17 protein-coding genes are annotated in these 21,588 nt (G+C 60.5%); 10 read left to right on the top strand and 7 right to left on the bottom strand.

Annotated elements, in window-relative coordinates; translation table 11 throughout:
• Positions 1-4 precede the first annotated feature (4 nt).
• From ABLV64_RS00250 to ABLV64_RS00235, 4 genes are all read right to left on the bottom strand, one after another.
• Positions 5-598, bottom strand: a complete 594-nt coding sequence (locus ABLV64_RS00250; RefSeq protein WP_080935934.1) for a DUF3156 family protein — start codon at positions 596-598, stop codon at positions 5-7.
• Positions 576-2,075, bottom strand: a complete 1,500-nt coding sequence (locus tag ABLV64_RS00245) for an APC family permease (RefSeq protein ID WP_002892820.1) — start codon at positions 2,073-2,075, stop codon at positions 576-578. The genes ABLV64_RS00250 and ABLV64_RS00245 overlap by 23 nt, the downstream gene beginning before the upstream one ends.
• A gap of 432 nt (positions 2,076-2,507) precedes the next feature.
• Complete coding sequence (locus tag ABLV64_RS00240; protein ID WP_002892824.1) at positions 2,508-2,873, bottom strand: cupin domain-containing protein; 366 nt, start codon at positions 2,871-2,873, stop codon at positions 2,508-2,510.
• Positions 2,874-2,886: 13 nt separating this feature from the next.
• Entirely contained in the window at positions 2,887-4,188 is a 1,302-nt protein-coding gene (locus tag ABLV64_RS00235) for an FAD-binding oxidoreductase (protein WP_348843412.1), read from the bottom strand.
• A gap of 159 nt (positions 4,189-4,347) precedes the next feature.
• Between ABLV64_RS00235 and ABLV64_RS00230 the strand changes: the two genes are divergently transcribed.
• The 7 genes from ABLV64_RS00230 to ABLV64_RS00200 all read left to right on the top strand — a co-directional run bounded on the left by ABLV64_RS00230 (position 4,348) and on the right by ABLV64_RS00200 (position 14,623).
• Complete coding sequence (locus ABLV64_RS00230; RefSeq protein ID WP_049004398.1) at positions 4,348-5,832, top strand: aldehyde dehydrogenase family protein; 1,485 nt, start codon at positions 4,348-4,350, stop codon at positions 5,830-5,832.
• A 396-nt stretch (positions 5,833-6,228) separates the two neighbouring features.
• Positions 6,229-7,311, top strand: coding sequence for a YncE family protein (locus tag ABLV64_RS00225; RefSeq protein ID WP_109938142.1), 1,083 nt, complete (start codon positions 6,229-6,231; stop codon positions 7,309-7,311).
• A gap of 59 nt (positions 7,312-7,370) precedes the next feature.
• Positions 7,371-9,554, top strand: a complete 2,184-nt coding sequence (locus ABLV64_RS00220; protein WP_032455669.1) for a TonB-dependent siderophore receptor — start codon at positions 7,371-7,373, stop codon at positions 9,552-9,554.
• Positions 9,555-9,661: 107 nt separating this feature from the next.
• Complete coding sequence (gene pheP / locus ABLV64_RS00215) at positions 9,662-11,038, top strand: phenylalanine transporter (RefSeq protein ID WP_032455670.1); 1,377 nt, start codon at positions 9,662-9,664, stop codon at positions 11,036-11,038.
• Between the two features lie 187 nt (positions 11,039-11,225).
• Positions 11,226-12,431 (top strand): MFS transporter, encoded by a 1,206-nt coding sequence (locus tag ABLV64_RS00210; protein ID WP_025999301.1) that lies wholly within the window; start codon positions 11,226-11,228, stop codon positions 12,429-12,431.
• Positions 12,432-12,447: 16 nt separating this feature from the next.
• On the top strand, positions 12,448-13,470 hold the full coding sequence (locus ABLV64_RS00205; protein ID WP_004202459.1) for a sugar phosphate isomerase/epimerase: 1,023 nt from the start codon (positions 12,448-12,450) through the stop codon (positions 13,468-13,470).
• A 1-nt stretch (position 13,471) separates the two neighbouring features.
• Complete coding sequence (locus tag ABLV64_RS00200) at positions 13,472-14,623, top strand: Gfo/Idh/MocA family oxidoreductase (RefSeq protein WP_004202461.1); 1,152 nt, start codon at positions 13,472-13,474, stop codon at positions 14,621-14,623.
• A gap of 18 nt (positions 14,624-14,641) precedes the next feature.
• Here the strand turns inward: ABLV64_RS00200 and ABLV64_RS00195 are convergent, their stop codons facing one another.
• The gene (locus ABLV64_RS00195; RefSeq protein ID WP_004202462.1) at positions 14,642-15,058 is read right to left on the bottom strand and encodes an Exc2 family lipoprotein; all 417 of its coding nucleotides are present in this window, start codon (positions 15,056-15,058) and stop codon (positions 14,642-14,644) included.
• A 248-nt stretch (positions 15,059-15,306) separates the two neighbouring features.
• Between ABLV64_RS00195 and ABLV64_RS00190 the strand changes: the two genes are divergently transcribed.
• Complete coding sequence (locus ABLV64_RS00190) at positions 15,307-16,287, top strand: LacI family DNA-binding transcriptional regulator (protein ID WP_004202470.1); 981 nt, start codon at positions 15,307-15,309, stop codon at positions 16,285-16,287.
• 2 nt (positions 16,288-16,289) lie between these two features.
• Here the strand turns inward: ABLV64_RS00190 and ABLV64_RS00185 are convergent, their stop codons facing one another.
• Positions 16,290-17,534, bottom strand: coding sequence for a mechanosensitive ion channel family protein (locus ABLV64_RS00185; protein WP_180249751.1), 1,245 nt, complete (start codon positions 17,532-17,534; stop codon positions 16,290-16,292).
• A gap of 70 nt (positions 17,535-17,604) precedes the next feature.
• Positions 17,605-19,032 (bottom strand): MFS transporter, encoded by a 1,428-nt coding sequence (locus tag ABLV64_RS00180; RefSeq protein ID WP_323109178.1) that lies wholly within the window; start codon positions 19,030-19,032, stop codon positions 17,605-17,607.
• 108 nt (positions 19,033-19,140) lie between these two features.
• Between ABLV64_RS00180 and ABLV64_RS00175 the strand changes: the two genes are divergently transcribed.
• Positions 19,141-20,010, top strand: a complete 870-nt coding sequence (locus tag ABLV64_RS00175) for a helix-turn-helix transcriptional regulator (RefSeq protein WP_004202474.1) — start codon at positions 19,141-19,143, stop codon at positions 20,008-20,010.
• Positions 20,011-20,542: 532 nt separating this feature from the next.
• Positions 20,543-21,577, top strand: coding sequence for a hypothetical protein (locus ABLV64_RS00170; protein ID WP_049004319.1), 1,035 nt, complete (start codon positions 20,543-20,545; stop codon positions 21,575-21,577).
• Positions 21,578-21,588: the final 11 nt, after the last annotated feature.

Below are 21,588 nucleotides of genomic sequence, written 5' to 3'. Positions count from 1 at the left end.
CGCCTCAGCTTCCCCGCGGTGATGGCGGGGAAGTCAATGCTTTCTCTTCTACGATTTCACCGCGCATCCACAGACTTACTGCCTGATCGATCATCGCCAGCACGCTGAGCAGCAGCATCCGCTGCTGCGCTTCCAGCCGCAGATAACGGCGCAGCGGCGGCATTTTACAGACCACTTCGCTGGCGGCCCAGGGTTCAATGCTGCAGCGCCAGCCGCGACCGTCAAAGGTCAGCGAAAAGCGGCGGTAGTCCAGCTCGCTTAAGGTCTGCTGGAGATTAGGGAAACCATTGAGATAGCCGGCGAGTGCCTCGTTGCCTTTGCCGCCGATAAAGCGGATCGGCTGGCGTTTCCACCAGCCGGATTGATGGGCGCGAATTTTACCGCGTACGGGCCGGGTCACCGGCCCCTCGACGACAAACTCGCAGCTGTGAATGCTGGCCATAAACAGCCGCTTCTGACGCACGCTGAAGGTCACGGCGGTGGCGTTGTTCAAGCGCAGCAGCGCGCTGCGCTCGCTCAGCTTTTCGCAGGGCCAGCCGGCCAGATCGCGCTGCACCGCGTTCATTAACGGCGTTTCAAACCAGGGGACGGAGGACATCTGGCGTCATCTCCCCGCGGGTCTGTTTTTCGTAGTTGTTGATGGCGCGCTCCACTACCTCTTCCACCACCAGCGGCTTGAACGGATTGACGCGCTGCACGCACACCGTCCAGAACAGGGCGTAGGCGGCGGTCAGGCCGAGCATAATGCCGAACGGCACCAGCACCTGGCGACTGTCCATCCCCGGCGGGGTGATATTGACGATAGCGATGATAATGCCGACGCTGGAGATAATCTGCGGCAGTGGGAACCACGGCGAGCGGTAGGCGCGCGGCAGGTCCGGGCGGCGAATGCGCAGCATCACCACCGACAGCGTCACCAGCAGATAGGCGACGCCCCAGGCGCAGACCGCGGCGAGGATCAGCGGCACGATGCGGTCCAGATCGCCGTTCAGATACCAGGCGTGCAGGCAGGGGATCGCCACCCCGATGGCGATGGCGATTACCGGCGTTTTAAAGCGCGGATGCAGCCAGGTCAGGAAGCGGGGCAGCGCGCCGTCCAGCGCCATACCGTAGATAATGCGCGGCACGGCGGCCATCAGCGTATTGATGGTGGCGCAGCCCGCCAGCAGCAGCCCGACCCCCAGCCAGTACTGGCCGGCGTGGCCCATCACCCGCTCGGCGAAGGCCGGGATCGCCATCGGCGTATCCAGCAGATGGACGTTGTTGGCCGCGTCGAGCACGGTATTTTCCACCTGGCGGTTGATCGCCGCACCGTAGATAAACATGCAGCTGGCGACCCCCAGCAGGCCCAGCGCCATCGCCCGCGGTATGGTGCGGTGGGCCTGTTTGATCTCCGGCGCCATCGGCGTCACCAGTTCGCAACCGACGAACATAAACATCGCCATGCCGATATAGCCGAACAGGCCGTTGATATCGCTAACGTTCAGCGGCGTGCCGAACCAGCCGGAAAGATGGGTCACCGGCGCCATAAAAATGCCGCACAGGCCGAAAATGGTCAGCGTGGTCCACATGCCGAAGGTCAGCACCACTTCGACCTTGCCGAAGATTTCCACGCCGATGGCGTTCAGCAGGCCGAAAATCACCACCATGCCGACGCCCACCATCCAGGTGTTTTGGTGAGCGGCCATCTGGGCGTTGATCGATTCGAAGTTCACCAGCGCCATAATGCCCGCTAGGATCGTCTCCGCCGTCCCGGCGAAAATATGGACGATCAGATAGGCGCACAGCGCGCCGGTGATAGCGAAAAAGCGGCCCATGCCGCAGGAGATATAGTCGTACACCGAACCGGTGGTGGGAATGAGCGTTGCCGCCTCGGCAAAGGTGGTGACCTGCGCCTGCATCATAATAAAGGCCAGCAGCACCGCCAGCGCGAAGGTATCGCCGCCCATGCCGAAGCCGCTGGTCACCGTCAGGATCACCGGGCTGGCCATAATCAGCCCGACGGAGCTGGCGAGGGTGGTCGGGAAGCCGACGACGCCGCGCTCAAGATGGCTGGCAAGTCTGTTACTAAACATAGTCAACCTCTGCACAATAATGGGGTAGGGCAGGGAATAGCCAGCGCCACTCCCGGATAGTCATAATTTAGGCGGGCATCCTACTCAACGAATATCGTCCGGAAGGTGGAGGGTGGCGCATGATTCTGTGACGCAGTCCATGAATGTGAGGGTGGATAAACAAGATGACCCCGAAAACCGGGGCCATCCGTCTTGCCACGTTGCGCCTGTTTCTGCCGGGTGGCGGCTGCGCCTTACCCGGCCTACGATCCGCGCGGCCTGCCTTTAATTTATTCACCATGCTGACTGAAACTGCCGGTGTTGGCGGCCTCAAAACTCCCGGTGGCGCTGCCGCTTACCGGGGCTACAGCGCTGTGCGATTTGGTAGCCCGGAGAAGGCGCAATGCGTCGCCTCCGGGTCCCCCCCCTGCGCCGCCGGGCAGTATCAGCGCGTTAGCGCGTCTCGACGTTCGCCAGGTAGTGCTTCACAAAGCGCGGCGTCAGGATTTTCCACTCCACTTCGGTGCCCTGTTTAACAAACCAGCTATCGCCTGGCGCAAAGCGCTGCGGTTCACCGCCGGCGACGGTCAGCTCTACTTCGCCTTCCAGCACGGTGGCGTGTTCGGTAAACGGATAGGTCATGGTAAAGCTCCCCTCAGTGGACGAAAACAGTCCGCAGGTAAAGGCATCCTGCGGCTCGCCGTAGATCATCGCCCCGGCCACCTGCGGGTCGCCGGCGGTCGGCGTCGCGCCGAGCAGGCTGACGCTGCCGATTGGCTGCAGGTCGGGCACCGGGTGTTTAAGTTTAAAAGCGTGCATAGCGTTCTCCTGGTTAACTCCGGCCTTTCCAGAAACCGGCGGTTTGATGCATCAATTTTCCGGCGGTGACCAGCAGCAGGCGCAGGCTGTCACGGCCGTGGATGGTCGCGTGGGGGATGCTGCTCAGCAGACGATAGCGGTCTGAACCGCCGTTGATCCCTTCGGCGAGGATTTTGCACACGATGTGCGATGGGGTGACGCCGAAGCCGGAGTACCCCTGGACGTAAAAGACGTTGTTGTGATCGCGTAGCGTGCCGATCTGCGGGAACAGGTTGGCGCTACAGGCCATTGGCCCTCCCCAGGCGAAATCGATCTTCACATCCTTCAAATAGGGGAAGACCTCCGCCAGCAGGGTGCGGTTCCAGGCGGCGAAATCGTTCGGCGTATACTCCACAAAGCGGGTGGCGCTGCCGAACAGCAGGCGGTTTTCCCGGGTGACGCGGTAGTAGTTAATCACCGGGCGAATATCGCTGAAGGCGCCGCGCAGCGGGCTGATGCGCTCGATCAATTCATCGTAGAGCGGCTCGGTCGATACCTGATAGGAGTAGGTGACCAGCGTTTTGTTGTAGATCTCCGGCTCCATATTGTTGAGGAAGCTGTCGCAGGCCCACAGCAGTTTGGCGGCTTTGACGCTGCCCATCGCGGTACGTACCCGCACCTGTTTGCCGTAATTCACCTCCACCACCGGCGAGGATTCGAAGATCTTCACTCCCAGCGAATGGGCGGCCTGCGCCGAGCCGAGGAGCATATTGAGCGAATGGATCTGGCCGCCGCCCATATGTTTCAGCGCGCCGCAGTAGACCTCGGAGCCCACCACCTGCTGCACCTCTTTCCCGGTATACAGCTCGATCTCTTCATCCGGGGTGGCAGCCTTAAACTCCTTCTCCCACTGGCGCAGCGTTTTCAGTTGCCGCTGGTTATAAGCGAGATAGCCATAGCCGGGGACGAAATCGGCGTCGATATTATATTTGCGGATGCGTTCGCGAATGATGCCCGCGCCAAGGTTGGCTATTTTAAACAGCGTTTCCAGCCCTTCTTTGCCGACGTGCTTTTTCACCGCTTCGATGTCGTGACCGATACCGGCCATCACCTGGCCGCCATTGCGCCCGGTGCCGCCATAGCCGAGATGGCGCGCTTCCAGCACCACCACGTTGGTGATGCCCTGTTCCGCCAGCTCAAGGGCGGTGTTAATACCGGAGAAGCCGCCGCCGATAATCACCACGTCGGCTTCAATATCTTCCCGCAGCACCGGAAAATGGAGGTGGTATTTCTTCGTCGCGCCGTAGTAGTTCAGCGCATCGATTTTGATGTTCATCGCGTTACCCTGTGGTCTTGCCTCGCTCAAGTGCCTCATCACAGCACGCCGCGCGGGCGTTGAATATCGTCCGGAAGAATGACGTTCTTTAGAACGATAGGCGGCGGCGGGAAGCCGTGCTGTGATGGGCCAACGTTGCTGAAAAAACGGGTACTGACGATGAGCGAGATAACCTTACTGGCGGAAGTGACCGCCTTTTTACGCCAGCCGCACGGGCAGTTTATCGCCGGTGAGCGAGAGGCGGGCCGCGGCGCGCCGTTTGCGGTGATCAACCCTGCCACCGGGCGGGCGATCGCCGAGGTCACCGCGGCGGATAGCGACCAGGCGGATCGCGCGGTAGAGAGTGCCCGCCAGGCGTTTAATCAGTGGCGCGAAATGCCGACGCTGGCGCGCGGAACCTTGCTGCTGAAGCTGGCGGATGCCCTGGCTGAGCATCGCGAAGCGCTGGCGCAGCTGGAAAGTCTCTGCTCCGGCAAGACCATCACGCTGGCGCGCATGCTCGAGCTGGATCAATCGGTCGCTTTCCTGCGCTACTTCGCCGGCTGGGCGGGGAAAGTCACCGGCGAAACCCTGAATGTGTCGCTGCCGTCGATGGCCGGGGAGAAATATACCGCCTTCACTCGCCGTCAGCCGCTGGGGGTAGTGGTGGGCATCGTGCCGTGGAACTTCTCCATCATGATTGCCGTCTGGAAGCTGGCGGCGGCCCTGGTCTGCGGCTGCACCATTGTTCTCAAGCCGAGCGAGTATACGCCGCTGACGCTGCTGCGCGTGGCGGAGCTGGCGAAAGCGGTGGGTATTCCGGACGGGGTGATAAACGTGGTCAACGGCGCCGGCGGCGAGATTGCTCAGCGGCTGATTACCCATCCGGCCTGCGCCAAGGTGAGCTTCACCGGCTCGGTGGCCACTGGCGAGAAAGTCCAGCGGTCGGCCAGTGCGTCAGGTAAACGGGTGACCCTTGAGCTGGGGGGCAAAAACGCCGCGCTGTTCCTGGATGATCTGACGCCGGAGGCGATGGTCAACGGCATTCTGGAAGCCGGCTACCTGAACCAGGGGCAGATTTGCGCCGCCGCGGAGCGCTTTTATCTGCCGCAGGGTAAACTGGATGCGGTGCTGGCGCTGCTGAAAGATAAGCTCAGCGCCTTCGCGCCGGGATCGCCGCTGGATGAGCGCACGCTGATGGGGCCGCTGGCCAACCGCCAGCAGTATGACAAAGTGTTGCGGCTCATTCAGACCGCGCGCGACGAGGGCGATACCATCGTCTGCGGCGGTGAAGCCCTGCCGGGGGAGGGCTATTTCCTGCAGCCGACGGCGGTTAAAGTGCGCAGCGAAGAGAGCACCCTGATGCGCGAGGAGACCTTCGGCCCGGTGTGCAGTTTTATCGGTTATCACAGTGAAGACGAGGCGCTGGCGCGGATCAATGCCTCGCCGTATGGCCTGGCGGCCAGCGTCTGGTCGGATAATATTCGCCTGGCGCTGCGCTACTCGGAGGCCATTGAGGCCGGCATCGTGTGGGTCAATATGCATACTTTCCTCGACCCGGCGGTACCGTTCGGCGGCATGAAGGGCTCGGGCATCGGGCGCGAATTCGGCAGCGCGTTTATCGATGACTACACGGAGCTGAAGTCGGTGATGGTGCGCTATTAACCGCCGCTCAGCGAAATAGCGCAGGCATTTGTCGTTTTGTGCCAGATGGGCGACACATCCTGCGCCTTTTGGCCCTGAACCGGGAGGGGGCACTGCCTCGCTTCCGGGACTCTTTTTCCTTTCGCGGATCCTTTCTTCCCACCGTTATCCGCCATTGCCGTAAAAAAAATTAGCAGATTATCTTTTTTGCCCGCCAGGGCTTGTCTGATATTGGATAATGCGTATAGTTCTCATTCTCTTTTTTATTTGCATGTCAGGCAAGGTTCGAGCTGCGCCAGTGAGTCGTTCACAAAGAGTCGCGAAGGCGTAGGGTGACGTAAAGACAGCAGGCTGGAAACACACAATATCGGCCGCTGCGCGTCCATCGGGTCATTGATTTTTTATAGGGTTGATCCAATGAAATACACACTTCCGGCGTTGATGCTGGCCATCAGCGCGGCGTTAAGCGGCTGCGCGACGCATCATTCCTCTGCCGTTTCCCAACTGGTTATCGACTCTCCAGCCCCTAACGTGGCGCAACCGCTGCAGCGCCAGCTAGCGGAAGGACTGTACGAGATGGCGCTAAGCCCGCAGGGTGATGCGCTGTACGTCGCCAGCGCCGAAGGCTTTAAACATGTGCAGGGTGGGGCGGTTTATACACTGGATCCGCAAACCCTCAACACCATCGGCCTGACGCATACCGATCTGAAAAACTTCGCTTTGCAGCTCTCTGCGGATGGTAAAACGCTTTATGTCAGCAATTCGCTGGACGGCGGCATCAGCGCTATCGATACCGCTACCGGCAAGGTCAAAAACCGCCTGCTGTTCAGCGAGCGCAATGAAAAAGGACGCCCTTATGGGGCGCGTCAGCTGCTGTTGCTGAACAATACTCTCTACGTTGGCGCGGTCGCCGACCCGGCGCAAATCTGGGTGGTTGATGCCACCTCCCTGAAGCTGAAAACACGCATTACAAATACCGGTAAATGGATGACCGGCCTGCACTACTCCGCACAAACCGGGCGCGTATACGCCGCTAACGGCAGCGGTGAAATTCTGGTGATCAACCCAGATAACCAGCGCATTGAACAGCGCTGGAAGCCACTGGGCGACAAGCCAGCGCTGCTCCTTAATATGGCTGAAGATAGCGACACCGGCCGCCTGTTCGTGACCGATAACTCGAAAGCGAAAACCACGCTGGTGCTGGATATCCACAGCGGCAAGCTGCTTAAACAGCTCGACGTCGGCGATTCGCTGGCGGTGCAGTTCAATAAGAAACGCCAGGAAATTTATATTTCACAGCGAGAATCCGGCAAGGTCATCAGCCTTGACGCCAGCCGCTACACGCTGAAGAAAAGCTGGGCGTTACCGGCCAATCCTAACAGTATGCTGCTTTCCGCCGATGGTCAGACGCTGTTTGTCACCGTCAAACAGCCCTTCAATAAAGACCACTCCACAAAAGGCCCGGACAGCGTCGTACGCATTGATCTGAACGCGCAATAAAAATAACGGGTCCGGCGACGGGACCTTTGATTCATTTATCCTCATCCACGGGGCAAATTATGCACACCACGCTCTATTCATCCTTCCCGCTGCGTAAAACGCTGCTGGTCTTAGCCATCGGCGCCGCCAGCCAGGCGGCAGTGGCCGCGAAGCAGCCTGGCGAAGAGACTCTGATCGTCGAGGCTAACGAAACCAGCGATTTTAAATCCGGCGGCGACCTGGTGGTTCCGGCATTCCTCGACGGGCAGATCGCTCACGGCGGTCGTCTGGGGATGCTTGGCGAACAAAAGGCGATGGACGTTCCTTTTAACGTTATCGGCTATACCTCGAAACTGATTCAGGATCAGCAGGCGAAAACCATCGCCGATGTTGTCAGTAACGACGCTGGCGTGCAGGCCGTACAGGGCTACGGCAACTTCGCCGAGACCTATCGAATCCGCGGGTTTAAGCTCGATGGCGACGATATGACCATTGGCGGCCTGGCGGGCGTGGTGCCGCGTCAGGTGATGGACACCCAGATGCTGGAGCGCGTTGAAATCTTTAAAGGGGCCAATAGCCTGCTTAACGGTGCGGCCAGCAGCGGCGTCGGCGGGATGATTAACCTTGAGCCGAAACGGGCGGAAGATCTGCCGACCGCGCGCGTTGGCGTCGACTATACCTCTGATTCTCAGGTGGGCGGCACCCTCGACCTTGGGCGGCGTTTCGGCGACAACAACCAGTTCGGCGCCCGGGTCAACCTGGTGCATCGCGAGGGTGAAGGCGCTATCGATAACGATAAACGCCGTACCACGCTGGCTTCGCTGGGACTTGATTACCGTGGCGACCGTTTCCGCTCCTCGCTGGATTTCGGCTACCAGAAGAAAACGTTCCACGGCGGTACGATGGGCGTCAATATCAGCGGCGTGGATTTCGTCCCGGCGCTGCCGGACAACAGCAAAAACTACAGCCAGAAGTGGGGCTATAGCGATATCGAAAGCGAATTCGGCATGGCGAAGGCAGAATATGACCTGACCGATAGCTGGACGGTATACAGCGCCCTTGGCGGCCAGCATTCGCATGAAATTGGCACCTACAGCGCGCCGAAGCTGCTCAATAAAAACGGCGATGCCACGGTTGGCCGCCTGGATACTAACCGCATCATCGACGCGATAAGCGGCATGGGCGGGGTTCGCGGCGATTTTAATACCGGCGCGATTTCGCATAAGGTGAACCTCGGCTATGCGGCGCAGGTGCATACCGATGCCACCGCCTGGCGGATGTCGGCGAAGAATCCGACCACCAATATCTATGACAACCGCGATGTGGCCATGCCGGATAACGCCTATTTTGGCGGTAACTACCACGATCCGCTGGTCACCTCACGCAGTCGTACGCAGGGCTGGTTGCTGAGCGATACCCTCGGCTTCTTTAACGATAAAGTGCTGTTTACCGCCGCCGCTCGCCATCAGAAAGTGGTCGTGCGCAACTACAGCAACGCCACCGGACTGGAAGATACTTCCTCGCGTTATACCCAAAGCCGCTGGATGCCGACGTTTGGCCTGGTGTACAAACCGTGGGAGTCGCTGTCGTTGTATGCTAACCATACCGAAGCGCTGCAGCCGGGTTCCGTGGCGCCGACGACGGCGGCCAATGCCGGTGAGAGCACCGGTATCGCGCACTCGAAGCAGGACGAAGTGGGCGTCAAGATCGACTACGGTACGATCGGCGGATCGCTGGCGCTGTTTGAAATCAAAAAACCGAACGCCATTTCCGATACCGCTGGCAATTACGGCCTCGACGGCGAGCAGCGTAACCGCGGCGTAGAGATGAACGTCTTTGGCGAGCCGATGCTGGGACTGCGTCTTAACGCCAGTACCGTCTGGCTGGATGCAAAACAGACTAAAACCGCTGAAGGCGCAACCGACGGTAAAGATGCCATCGGGGTGGCAAACTTCTACGCGGTGCTCGGCGCCGAGTATGACATCAAGCCGGTGGAAGGCTTGACCGCGACCGCGCGTGTGAATCATAGCGGTCCGCAGTATGCCGATGCGGCCAACACCAAAAAGCTGGATAGCTACACCACCCTGGATTTAGGCCTGCGCTATCGTATGCGTCTGAACGCCGACCAGAACGAAATGACCTGGCGCGTCGGGGTGACCAACGTGACCAACGAGAAGTACTGGTCCGGCATTGACGATACCGGTACTTACCTGTTCGAAGGCGATCCGCGTACCGTTCGCGTCTCAATGAGCTACGACTTCTGACGCTAAAAAAAGCGGGGCGGGCGGCTGACGCTCGCCCCTCGCAACTTGCGACAATCCCCCCTAAGTGATAAAAGGTGCCCCTTCGCAAAAACACACAGGGGAACGACGTGAAAGACGCGTCAACGTCGTCGGATGCCGTAGAAGAGAGCGGCCCGACGCTTCATCGCGGTTTACAGAACCGACACATTCAACTTATCGCCCTTGGCGGCGCGATTGGCACCGGGCTGTTTCTCGGCATTGGTCCCGCTATCCAGATGGCCGGTCCGGCGGTATTACTGGGTTACGCCGTTGCCGGGATTGTCGCTTTTCTGATCATGCGCCAGCTGGGCGAAATGGTGGTGGAAGAGCCGGTATCCGGCTCCTTTGCCCACTTTGCCTACAAATACTGGGGCCCGTTCGCCGGCTTCCTTTCCGGCTGGAACTACTGGGTGATGTTCGTGCTGGTGGGAATGGCGGAGCTGACCGCCGCCGGGATCTACATGCAGTACTGGCTGCCCGACGTCCCGACCTGGATCTGGGCGGCGGCCTTCTTCCTTATTATTAACGCCGTCAATCTCGTCAACGTGCGCCTGTATGGCGAAGCGGAGTTCTGGTTTGCGCTGATAAAAGTGCTGGCGATTATCGGCATGATTGCCTTTGGCCTGTGGATGCTGTTTGGCGGCCACGGCGGCAGCAAAGCCGGGTTCGACAACCTGTGGAAACACGGCGGCTTCCTCGCCACCGGCTGGCACGGTCTTATCCTGTCGCTGGCGGTGATCATGTTCTCCTTCGGCGGGCTGGAGCTTATCGGCATCACCGCCGCTGAAGCGCAAAACCCGGAAAAGAGCATTCCAAAAGCGGTCAACCAGGTGGTTTATCGTATCCTGCTGTTCTATATCGGTTCGCTGGTGGTGCTGCTGGCGCTCTACCCGTGGGTGGAGGTCAAATCCGACAGTAGCCCGTTCGTGATGATTTTCCATCATCTCGACAGCAACCTGGTGGCCTCCGCGCTGAACTTCGTCATTCTGGTGGCCTCGCTGTCGGTGTATAACAGCGGCGTGTACTCCAACAGCCGGATGCTGTTCGGCTTGTCGGTGCAGGGCAATGCGCCGACGTTCCTCGCCCGCGTCAGCAAGCGCGGCGTGCCGGTGAACTCTCTGCTGCTCTCGGGGATTATCACCTCACTGGTGGTGGTGCTGAACTACCTGCTGCCGCATGAAGCGCTGGGACTGCTGATGGCCCTGGTGGTGGCGACGCTGCTGCTGAACTGGATCATGATCTGTATGGCGCACCTGAAGTTCCGCGCCGCCCAGCGCCGCAAAGGGCGTGAATCGAAGTTTAAAGCGCTGCTGGCGCCCGCCAGCAACTACTTCTGCATTGCTTTCCTTGGGCTGATTCTGGCGCTGATGTGCACTATCGACGGGATGCGCCTGTCGGCGATCCTGCTGCCGGTGTGGATCCTGTTTCTGTTCATCGCCTTCAAACTGCTGCGCCGCCCGGCGTAAGCGAGATGCCCCGCCGGACGGCGGGGCTGCCTGGCTTTTTATTGTGATCCTCTTCGCAGGTGAGGCATTTGCCTGGCGATCTTCTTTTTGTAATCGATTACTTTTGTTTTGAGCGATTTTGTAATCGATTACTTTTATGAGGGCGAGCAACATGGTCACAACAACAGAAGGTCGGGAAAGTGTCCGCGTGAGCCACCGTTTTCTGGTGCCGCGGCTGTCGTTAATGATGTTTATGCAGTTCTTTATCTGGGGCAGCTGGTCGGTGACCCTGGGGCTGGTGATGACCCGCTATGAGATGTCATTGCTGATCGGCGATGCGTTCTCCGCCGGGCCGATCGCCTCCATCCTGTCCCCCTTTGTGCTGGGGATGCTGGTGGATCGCTTTTTCGCCTCGCAGAAGGTGATGGCGGTGATGCACCTGGCCGGGGCGGCGATCCTGTGGTTTGTCCCCCAGGCGCTGGTGGCGCAGAACGGCGCGCTGCTGATTGGCCTGCTGTTCGGCTATACGCTGTGCTATATGCCGACCCTGGCGCTGACCAACAATATCGCCTTCCACAGCCTGGCTAACGTCGATAAAACCTTTCCGGTGGTCCGCGTGTTCGGCACCATCGGCTGGATTATCGCCGGGATCTGCATCGGGGTGACCGGCATCTCTGACACCACCGGCATCTTCACCGTGGCGGCGCTCTGTTCGGTGGCGCTGGCGATCTACAGCCTGACGCTGCCTCACACCCCGGCGCCGGCCAAAGGCATGCCGGTTCAGTTTCGCGATCTGCTGTGCGCGGACGCCTTCGCGCTGCTGAAAACCCGCCATTTCCTGATTTTCTCCCTCTGCGCCACCTTAATTTCCGTGCCGTTAGGCACCTATTACGCCTATACCGCGTCGTATCTGGCGGATGCCGGCGTTAAGGATGTCAGCACCGCGATGTCCTTCGGCCAGATGTCAGAGATCGTCTTTATGCTGGTGATCCCGCTGCTGTTCCGTCGCCTCGGGGTGAAATACATGCTGCTTATCGGCATGGCGGCGTGGTTTGTTCGCTATGCCTTTTTCGCCCTCGGGGTCAGCGAAGAGGGGCGCTTCCTGCTCTATCTGGGTATTTTGCTGCACGGCGTGTGCTATGACTTTTTCTTTGTCGTCGGCTTTATCTACACCGACCGCGTGGCGGGCGAGAAGGTCAAAGGCCAGGCGCAGAGCATGATTGTGATGTTCACCTACGGGATCGGCATGCTGCTGGGCTCGCAGATCTCCGGCGCGCTGTATAACCATCTGGTGGCCGGCCAGAGCGTGCCGCAGGCCTGGGTGACCTTCTGGTGGATCCCGGCGGTGGCCGCCGCGGTTATCGCGCTGATTTTCCTTTTCTCTTTCCAGTACAACGAGAAAGAGCCGCACTAATTTTACAGGAGGGGGTATGAAAACGATCAAGGGACCGGGCATTTTTCTGGCGCAGTTTATCGGCCCGCAGGCGCCGTTCAACACCCTGGCGGGGATGGCGCAGTGGGCCGCCGGCCTGGGGTACAAGGCATTGCAGATCCCCTGCAACCACCCGGCGATTTTCGATGTCGAGCGGGCGGCGGCGAGCCAGACCTACTGCGACGAGGTCCGCGGCACCCTGGCGGAGCATGGGCTGGTCATCAGCGAGCTGTCCACTCATCTTGAAGGGCAGCTGGTGGCGGTGCATCCGGCGTATGACGCGGCGTTTGACGCCTTCGCCCCGGCGGCGCTGCACGGCGATCCGCAGGCGCGCCAGCGCTGGGCGGTGGAGAAAGTGCGCCAGGCGGCGGTGGCCTCCGGCCGCCTGGGGCTGCAGGCGCATGCGACCTTTTCCGGGGCGCTGGCATGGCCCTTTTTTTATCCGTGGCCGCCGCATAATCAGTCGCTTCTGGATGAGGCCTTTGCCGAGCTGGCCCGGCGCTGGCGGCCGCTGCTGGACCTCTTCGACGAGCAGGGGGTCGATGTCTGCTACGAGATCCACCCCGGCGAAGACCTGCACGATGGCGTGACCTTTGAGCGTTTTCTCGCGCGGGTGGATAACCATCCGCGCTGCAATATGCTCTATGACCCGAGCCACCTGCATCTGCAGCAAATGGATTACCTGACCTATATCGATATCTATCATGCGCGTATTAAAGCGTTTCACGTCAAGGACGCCGAATTTCGCCGCAACGGGCGCAATGGTGTCTACGGCGGCTATCAGCCCTGGCAGCAGCGGGCTGGCCGTTTCCGCTCTCCCGGCGACGGGCAGATCGACTTCAAAGGGGTGTTCAGTAAGCTGACCGAATATGATTTTGACGGCTGGGCGGTGCTGGAGTGGGAGTGCTGCCTGAAGGATGCCGAGACCGGCGCGCGCGAGGGCAGCGAGTTTATTCGTCGCCATATCATTCCCGTTGCCGGACGGGCCTTCGATGACTTTGCCGCCGGTGGGAGGGAATAACATGATTCAGGTTGCGATTATTGGGGCTGGGTTTATTGGCCCGGCGCATCTGGAGGCGCTGCGGCGGCTGGGGGATATCGAGGTGGTGGCGCTGTGCGACAGCAGCCTTGAGGCGGCGCAGCGCAAGGCGCAAGCGTTGAATATTGCCCATGCCTACGACAGCGTGGCAGCGCTGCTGACCCATCCGGGGCTACAGGTGGTGCATAACTGTACGCCGAACCATCTGCATGCCCAGATTAACCGGCAGATCCTCGCCGCCGGGCTGCACGTCTTCTCCGAAAAACCGCTGTGTATGACGGCGGAGGAGGCGCGGGAGCTGGTGACGCTTGCCGCCCGGGCCGGCGTGGTGCATGGCGTCAGCTTCGTCTATCGCCAGTTCGCCATGGTCCAGCAGGCGGCGGCGATGATCCGCCATGGCGAGGTCGGCAGGATCTTCGCGGCGCACGGCGGCTATTTACAGGACTGGATGCTGCTGGAGACCGATTACAACTGGCGGGTTGATTCGGCGCAGGGCGGCGCATCGCGGACGGTGGCTGACATCGGCTCCCACTGGTGCGATACCGTGCAGTTTATGACCGGTCGGCGGATTGTCGAGGTGATGGCGGATCTGTCTATCGTCTGGCCGACGCGTAAAGCGCCGGTCAATGGCAAAACGACCTTCAGCGCCGTTCACGAGGCGCAGGGATATGAAACCCGGCCTGTCGATACCGAGGACTTTGGCTCGGTGCTGTTGCGTTTTGACGATGGCAGCAAAGGCAGCTTTATGGTTTCTCAGGTGAGCGCCGGGCGGAAAAACCGTCTGGCGGTGGAGGTTAACGGCAGCCGCTGTTCTCTGGCCTGGGATCAGGAAGTGCCCCAGCGGCTGTGGATCGGCCACCGCGAGCAGCCGGATCGGCGGCTCAGCGACGACCCCAGCCTGCTGTGGCCGGAGATCGCTGACAGCGCCCATTACCCCGGCGGCCATATTGAGGGCTGGCCGGACGCCTTTAAGAATATGATGGGGCATTTTTATCAGGCGGTGCGCGCCGGGAAGATGCCGGAGGCCGGGGCCCGACGCTTCGCCGCTTTCGACGACGGCGCCGATGTGATGTACATCATCGAAGCGATCGTCAAAAGCCATCAGCAGCAGCGCTGGGTGAGCGTCGAACGCTGAGGGCGGGGGAGCGAAGGATTATTTCACCCCAAGATAGCCGTCGAGATAGGCACCGGAGAGTTCGTTGCCGAACAGGACGGCATCTTTATTTTCCATTGCATTATCCCATTTGTCGCTGGCGTTGCCGGTAAAGGCGTGCTCGGTGCGGGTGCCCTGCGCCGCCTGCTGTTTGATGGCCTCCGCGGTGCGGCGGGCGTCGCTTTCGCTCATGCCAGCGGCTTTATCCTGCTGGCCGCGGGCGTACATCGCCGTGAAGGTCGGCAGGTTTAAACGGTAATTTTCCTGACGGTTGACGGTGAAGTTGCCGCCGACAAAATCGGAGCGGTGGGCGACGAACGCGTAGGCGTGGCGTTCCGGTGACGATTTTGACGAGGTGCAGCCGGTGATCGTTGCCAGGGCACAGCTGAGGGCGAGAATCGCGGTGGAGAGCCTCATGGGGATATCATCCTTAATCATAAAAGCACAAATGGGGCGCAGGCGGTCTGTTGCGCCTCCTGCGCTAATGAGAATATGAAACGGCAAAAGGATGCGCGTTATCGGGGCGGGAGAGAAGCCCTGATTATTAATAGTGTCCCGAGACGCTGTCTCACTGAGCCACGCTTTCGCGCCAGGCTGGCAGGCCAACCAGAGCTCATTTATGATAGCCTGCAGGATCCACCTCTACCGCAGGAAGTGCAGGGTTTATGTCTATTCAGAAAATTGCTCGTCTGGCCGGCGTTTCGGTGGCCACGGTGTCGCGGGTGCTGAACAACAGCGATACGGTAAAAGCCAAAAACCGTGAGCGCGTGCTGCAGGCGATCAAAGAGAGCAACTATCAGCCGAACCTGCTGGCGCGTCAGCTGCGAACCGCCCGCAGCAATATGATCCTGGTGATGGTGTCTAATATCGCTAATCCTTTTTGCGCCGAGGTGGTGAAAGGGATAGAAGAAGAGGCGGAGAAGAACGGCTACCGCATTTTGCTGTGTAATTCCGGGTCGGATCTGGCCCGCTCGACCTCGGGCCTGCAGCTGCTCTCCGGCAAAATGGTCGACGGCATTATTACCATGAACGCGCTCTCCAGCCTGCCGGAACTGACCACCATGATTGGCGATGCACCCTGGGTGCAGTGCGCGGAGTATGCCGACACCGGCAGCATCTCCTGCGTCGGGATTAACGACGTCGAGGCGGCCCAGGGGGCGGTGTCCCGGCTGGCCGACGCCGGCCGCCGTCGCATCGCGCTCATTAATCACGACCTCAGCTATCGCTACGCCCGCCTGCGCGAGCGCGGCTATAAAAGCGTGCTGCACGTGCACGGTCTGGCGTATCAGCAGGTGACCTACGCGCAGGATCTTAGCGCGGCGGCCGGTAAACGGGCGATGGAGCAGCTGCTGTCGCAAGACGAGAAGCCCGACGCGGTGTTTGCCGTTTCGGACTCCCTTGCCGCCGGGGCGCTACGGGCGATTGACCAGGCTGGACTGCGGGTGCCGGAGGATATCGCGGTGATCGGCTTCGACGGCACCGAGCTGGCGGAAGTGGTCTCCCCGCAGCTGACCACCGTCGAACAGCCCTCCCGGGCGATCGGCCGCACGGCGGTGGATCTGTTAATGAAACGCATCGACGATCCCGACGCTGCCGTCGAGCGGGTGATGATGGACTGGCGCGTGATAGCCCGCGCCAGCGCCTGAGGTCAGCGGGAGAAGGCGTCCGCCAGCGCGCGAATGTCGTTGCCGGTGGGCGTCTGATGAATGCGTAAGCCAAACTCCTCCACCACGGCGAAGACATGATCGAAAATATCCGCCTGGATCCCCTCATATTCCGCCCACACCACGGTGTTGGTGAAGCAATAGATCTCGATCGGCAAGCCGTTGGCATCCGGCGCCAGCTGGCGCACCATCAGGGTCATATCCTGGCGGATGCGCGGATGATGACGTAAATACTCCTGCAGATAGGCGCGGAAGGTGCCGACATTGGTCATTCGCCGCTCATTGAGAACCGACTGTTCCCCGGCATACTGCTGGTTCCAGGCGCTAATCTCCTCGTGGCGCGAATCCATATAGGGTTTAAGCAACTTCGCCCGGATCAAGCGCTGCTGCTCCTGTTCATCGAGGAAATGAATGCTGGTGGTGTCGATGTTGAGGCTGCGCTTAATGCGGCGGCCGCCGGAGGCCGACATGCCGCTCCAGTTTTTAAACGAGTCGGAGACCAGCGACCAGGTCGGAATGGTGGTGATGGTATTATCCCAGTTACGTACCTTGACCGTAGTGAGGCCGATATCGATCACCGCGCCGTCGGCGCCGTATTTCGGCATCTCCAGCCAGTCGCCAAGCTTGAGCATATCGTTGGCCGAGAGCTGGATACCGGCCACCAGGCCAAGGATCGGATCTTTAAATACCAGCATGAGCACCGCGGCCATGGCGCCGAGCCCGCTAATCAGGATCGCTGGCGACTGGCCTATCAGCAGGGAAATAATCAGGATGCCGATAATAATCGCCGTCACCAGCTTAATTCCCTGGAATATCCCCTTCAGCGGCAGCTGAGAGGCGGCGGGAAATTTCTGCGCCAGCTTTAAGATCACATCCAGCAGTGAGAAGAAGGACAGCATGGCATATATCATCACCCATAGCTGAGCCACGGTGGTTAATATTTCCGCGGCCTCGCTGCCTTTTTGCAGCCACAGCACCGCCTGCACGTTGACGATGATCCCCTGCAGGGTAAAGGCCAGTCGGTGAAAGAGTTTATTCTGCGTGATGATTTGCAGCCACAGATGGCTGCTGGCCAATGCCCGTTTTTCAAAAGCGCGAAGCACCACTTTATGCAATATCAGATGCACGACGACGGCGGTGAACAAGATAATGCCGAAGATAATCATCAGCGAGCGGGTGGGAGTTATTTCGATTCCTAAGGCGGCAATTTGCGATATTAATTCCTGCATAACGTCTCCTGAATATCCAGCGGGTATGATGACCGCTGGATAACGATTATGCAAATCACCGCCGCCGGTATTACGACGCTACCGTCGCCGGCTGTCGGTTGAGATGATGACGCAGCCACAGCGCGATGGCCGCCAGCAACAGCATCATAGCCACCTCGACCAGCAGAAAATCAATCAGCGCCTGCGGATAGTTTCCGCCGCCGCGACGGGCCAGCGCCAGGAACAGCGAGCCGAGGATAGCCGGCCCAAGGCCGAGAGTCGCCTGCTGCAGGGTACTGAGGATGGCGCTCCCGGCCCCGGCGTCGCTGGCGCTGATATCGCGCATACCAATCCGGTAAAAGCTGTTGACGATCAGCGCCTGGCCGTAGCCGATCAGCGCCGTGGCGGGGACCAGCGTCAGGGCGGTGGTGGCGATCCCGAAGCGGGAGAAGGTGGCGCACAGCAGCAGTAGACCGGCGATCTGCACCGCCAGACCGGTCAGCAGGATCCGCCCCATGCTGTAGCGGGCGATAAGCCGCGGGGCATACAGCGCCGAAATAAAATAGGCCACGCCGAGGGCGATAAAGCTATTGCCGGACTGCCACGGCGCCATCCCCAGCCCCTCCTGCATGGTCAGCGCCATGCAGAACATAAAGCCGGACCAGGCGCTGAAAAACAGCAGGGCGATGGCCATCCCGAAGCGGATGCTGGTCAACTGCAGCAGACGCGGCGGCAGCAGGGGATGATCGCCGCGCTGCTGCTGGCGCAGGGCGCTCTGACGCATGGCGAACAGCAGCGGCAGGACCGACACCAGCATCAGCTGCAGCCACAGCGGCCAGCGCAGCTCCGGACCGAGGGCCATCGGGAACAGCAGGCAGCAGAGGATGAGGGCGAGGTACAGCGTGCCCTGCCAGTCAATCCGCGACGGCGCCTCACGACGGGTTTCCGGCACATAGCGGCGGCTCAGGGCCAGCACCAGCAGGCAGATCGGCACATTGATAAAAAAGGCGTTGCGCCAGCCCAGTCCGGCGATGTCCGCCGATACCAGCCAGCCGCCGCCCATCTGTCCGACAATAAAGGCGATCCCGCCGATCCCGCCATACAGGCTGATAGCCCGGGCGTGGGCCGGGCCTTTGAGGGTGACGTGCAGGGTGGCGAGGATCTGCGGCACAATCAGCGCCGCACCGGCGCCCTGCAGAGTGCGGGCGGCCAGCAGGGCGCTGATGCTGTTCGCTATGCCGCACAGCAGGGAAGCAATGCCAAAGAGCGCGACGCCCCACATAAACAGGCGCCGGCGGCCATAGTTATCGCCAAGCTTACTGCCCATCGCCAGGCAGACGGCAAAGGCGACACCGTAGAGCGCGACGATAAGTTCCAGCTGCGTGGCGCTGGCCGCCAGGGTATGGGTGATGGCGTCCAGCGCCACATTGGTGATCGAGGTATCAATAAGCGGCAGCATCTGGCCGCCCAGCAGCAGCAACAGACCGGCGCGGCCGGGTGAAACAGCAGACGTTTTCATGGGAATCTCCATTGCGTCATTCAGCAGACCGACGTAGCATTACCGATAAATTAAACGGGTACCAGTTCCTGTCTATACTGGTACTGGAACTACCATGCTGGAGGGGTGATGACCACGATGCCGCAACGGGAGTCGACGTTCGCCGTGCCGGACGATCGGCGCAAACAGCTGGGGGCGTTTCTGCGCGCCCGCCGTGAAAGCCTCGATCCGCAGCGCCTGGGGTTACCCCGGGTGGGCCGCCGACGCACGCCGGGTCTGCGCCGGGAAGAGGTAGCGATGCTCGCCGACGTCGGCGTTACCTGGTACACCTGGCTGGAGCAGGGGCGGGAGGTGAATCCGTCGGAGGCAGTGCTGGTGGGGGTGGCGAATGCCCTGCAGTGCAGTCCGCTGGAGACCCGGCATCTGTTCGTGCTCGCCGGGCTGACCCCGCCGGAAGCCACCCAGGTGACGGCGTGCGAAGGCATCAGCCCCGGCACCCGCCGCATGCTGGACAGCCTGATGCCGCAGCCGGCCAGCATTCAAAAACCGAACTTTGATATTGTGGCCTGGAACGACAGCTTCTGCCGCCTGATGGGTGTCGATTTCGCCACCCTTGCGGAAGAAGATCGCAACTGCATTTATCTGTATCTGACCCATGAGACCTGGCGCAGCCGGATTGAAAATCGCGATGTGCTGCCGACTTTTGTCTCCTATTTCCGCGCCGCGATGGCCGAGCACCGTGGCGATCCGGCATGGGAAAACAAACTGGCGCGCTTTTTCGCCGCCTCGTCGGAGTTTGAAGCGCTGTGGCATCAGCGCTACGAGGTGCGCGGCGTGGAAAACCAGATTAAACATTTTAACCACCCGCAGCTCGGGCGATTCAGCCTGCAGCAGATGTACTGGTATTCGGCGCCGCGCAATGGTTCGCGTCTGCTGGTCTACCTGCCGATGGACGAGGCGGGCGAGCAGGCGCTGACGTGGCTGGACCAACATTCATGACAAGGACTCAGATGGTTGAGAATGTGCCATCTTCGGGTATTGCCCGGCCGGGCTGCTGGACGGTTCCCTCTCCCTCCGGGAGAGGGGCAGGGTGAGGGAAAGCACTGCAGGGAAGTCTTTTATGTTATCTGCGACTTCAGCGCACATTGCGCTCCCGGTTAGTCTTCTGCGTTATATCTCTCATGACGCAGGGAGCGCACAGGGGGCGGCCAGTCGCCGCCGCCCCCTGTACCCCCGGGCTCCGGCCAGCAACATCGCCACTTCGTGGTGCCTTCGACTTATCCCTGCAGGCTTCGGGTCGGGCCGAGGCAGCGTCCATGCAAAACACGGCCCTCAGCCCGCATCCATGCGGGCTGCCCCGGCCTGCCGGGAACGTCTCAGCGATGTTGAGGCCGCCAGCACCGGCAGTTTCAGCAGCCCCAGGACCCGCGGTGATTTGGGTTTGTAGGCCGGGTAAGGCGTACGCCGCCACCCGGCAAAAAGGCGAGCATATTAGCGAAAACAGGTTTGTCATCAGTCTCAAGGAATGCCTATGAACGTAACCCGAAAAGAGCAGCGCATTATTCAGCGCGCGCTGAATGCCTGGCAGGCCAGCGGGGAGTTAACCCCGGCGGACAGTCAGCGGCTGGCGCACACGCTGCGCGTCTCCCCCTTCGACTGGCGGCGCCTGAGCCGCTATGCCTTCTGGACCGCGCTGGCCTGCGTGCTGATTGCTCTGGGCAGTCTGTTTGCCGACAGCGAACTGGTGGCGTGGCTGCTGAGCCTGTTCAGCCACTCGGCGCTGACGCGGATCCTGCTGCCTGCACTGCTGGCAGTCGCCTGCTACGGCTGGGGTTTTCGCCGCCAGCAGCGGGAGACGCAGTGGCACTACAGCACCGAGGCGATTTTGTTTCTGGGCGTCGTCTTTACCGCGTTGGCGCTATGGCAGTTGGGTGAACGGCTGGATAACGGCAGCGGCCATATCGCGCCGCTGTTTCTGGCCGGATGCATGATTTACGGCGCTATCGGCTATGTAGCCCGCTCCGGGCTGGTGTGGCTTTTTTTTCTGCTGGCGCTGGGCAACTGGTTTGGCGCAGAAACCGGCTATGTCTCGGGGTGGGGCGCCTACTGGCTGGGCATGAACTACCCGATTCGCTTCGTCCTGTTCGGCGGCGCGCTGCTGGCGCTCTGCTACGGCGCGCAGTCCTTGCTTCGCCAGCGTCAGCTGTTTACCGTCAGCAAGGCGATGGGCCTCACGTACCTGTTTATTGCGCTGTGGATCCTGTCGATTTTCGGCAATTACGACGCTGACAGCTGGTACAACGTAAGCCAGGCGCGACTCCTGCCGTGGGGGCTGCTGTTTGCCGCGGCGGCCGGCGTCTGCATTTTTATCAGCCTGAAAACCGATGACGCAATGCTGCGCGGCTTTGGGTTAACCTTCCTGGCGATCAATCTCTATACCCGCTTCTTTGAGTTTTTCTGGAACGGGATGCACAAAGTGCTGTTTTTCCTGATCCTTGCCGTCTCGCTGGCGGTGATTGGCCGCTATGCCGAGCGCATCTGGCACGCGGGGAACGTTAAGCCATGAAAAATTAAGCG

It is taken from the genome of Klebsiella sp. JB_Kp031, from assembly GCF_040064295.1.
In the GTDB taxonomy this organism is placed as follows: domain Bacteria; phylum Pseudomonadota; class Gammaproteobacteria; order Enterobacterales; family Enterobacteriaceae; genus Klebsiella; species Klebsiella quasipneumoniae.
This window is presented reverse-complemented; position numbering and strand designations above follow the sequence as displayed.

What these genes read in the sequence shown, in the direction of transcription:
- ABLV64_RS00250 (WP_080935934.1), bottom strand. Translation starts at nt 598, where the DNA reads ATGTCCTCCGTCCCCTGGTTTGAAACGCCGTTAATGAACGCGGTGCAG.
- ABLV64_RS00245 (WP_002892820.1), bottom strand. Translation starts at nt 2,075, where the DNA reads ATGTTTAGTAACAGACTTGCCAGCCATCTTGAGCGCGGCGTCGTCGGC.
- ABLV64_RS00240 (WP_002892824.1), bottom strand. Translation starts at nt 2,873, where the DNA reads ATGCACGCTTTTAAACTTAAACACCCGGTGCCCGACCTGCAGCCAATC.
- ABLV64_RS00235 (WP_348843412.1), bottom strand. Translation starts at nt 4,188, where the DNA reads ATGAACATCAAAATCGATGCGCTGAACTACTACGGCGCGACGAAGAAA.
- ABLV64_RS00230 (WP_049004398.1), top strand. Translation starts at nt 4,348, where the DNA reads ATGAGCGAGATAACCTTACTGGCGGAAGTGACCGCCTTTTTACGCCAG.
- ABLV64_RS00225 (WP_109938142.1), top strand. Translation starts at nt 6,229, where the DNA reads ATGAAATACACACTTCCGGCGTTGATGCTGGCCATCAGCGCGGCGTTA.
- ABLV64_RS00220 (WP_032455669.1), top strand. Translation starts at nt 7,371, where the DNA reads ATGCACACCACGCTCTATTCATCCTTCCCGCTGCGTAAAACGCTGCTG.
- ABLV64_RS00205 (WP_004202459.1), top strand. Translation starts at nt 12,448, where the DNA reads ATGAAAACGATCAAGGGACCGGGCATTTTTCTGGCGCAGTTTATCGGC.
- ABLV64_RS00200 (WP_004202461.1), top strand. Translation starts at nt 13,472, where the DNA reads ATGATTCAGGTTGCGATTATTGGGGCTGGGTTTATTGGCCCGGCGCAT.
- ABLV64_RS00195 (WP_004202462.1), bottom strand. Translation starts at nt 15,058, where the DNA reads ATGAGGCTCTCCACCGCGATTCTCGCCCTCAGCTGTGCCCTGGCAACG.
- ABLV64_RS00190 (WP_004202470.1), top strand. Translation starts at nt 15,307, where the DNA reads ATGTCTATTCAGAAAATTGCTCGTCTGGCCGGCGTTTCGGTGGCCACG.
- ABLV64_RS00185 (WP_180249751.1), bottom strand. Translation starts at nt 17,534, where the DNA reads ATGCAGGAATTAATATCGCAAATTGCCGCCTTAGGAATCGAAATAACT.
- ABLV64_RS00180 (WP_323109178.1), bottom strand. Translation starts at nt 19,032, where the DNA reads ATGAAAACGTCTGCTGTTTCACCCGGCCGCGCCGGTCTGTTGCTGCTG.
- ABLV64_RS00175 (WP_004202474.1), top strand. Translation starts at nt 19,141, where the DNA reads ATGACCACGATGCCGCAACGGGAGTCGACGTTCGCCGTGCCGGACGAT.
- ABLV64_RS00170 (WP_049004319.1), top strand. Translation starts at nt 20,543, where the DNA reads ATGAACGTAACCCGAAAAGAGCAGCGCATTATTCAGCGCGCGCTGAAT.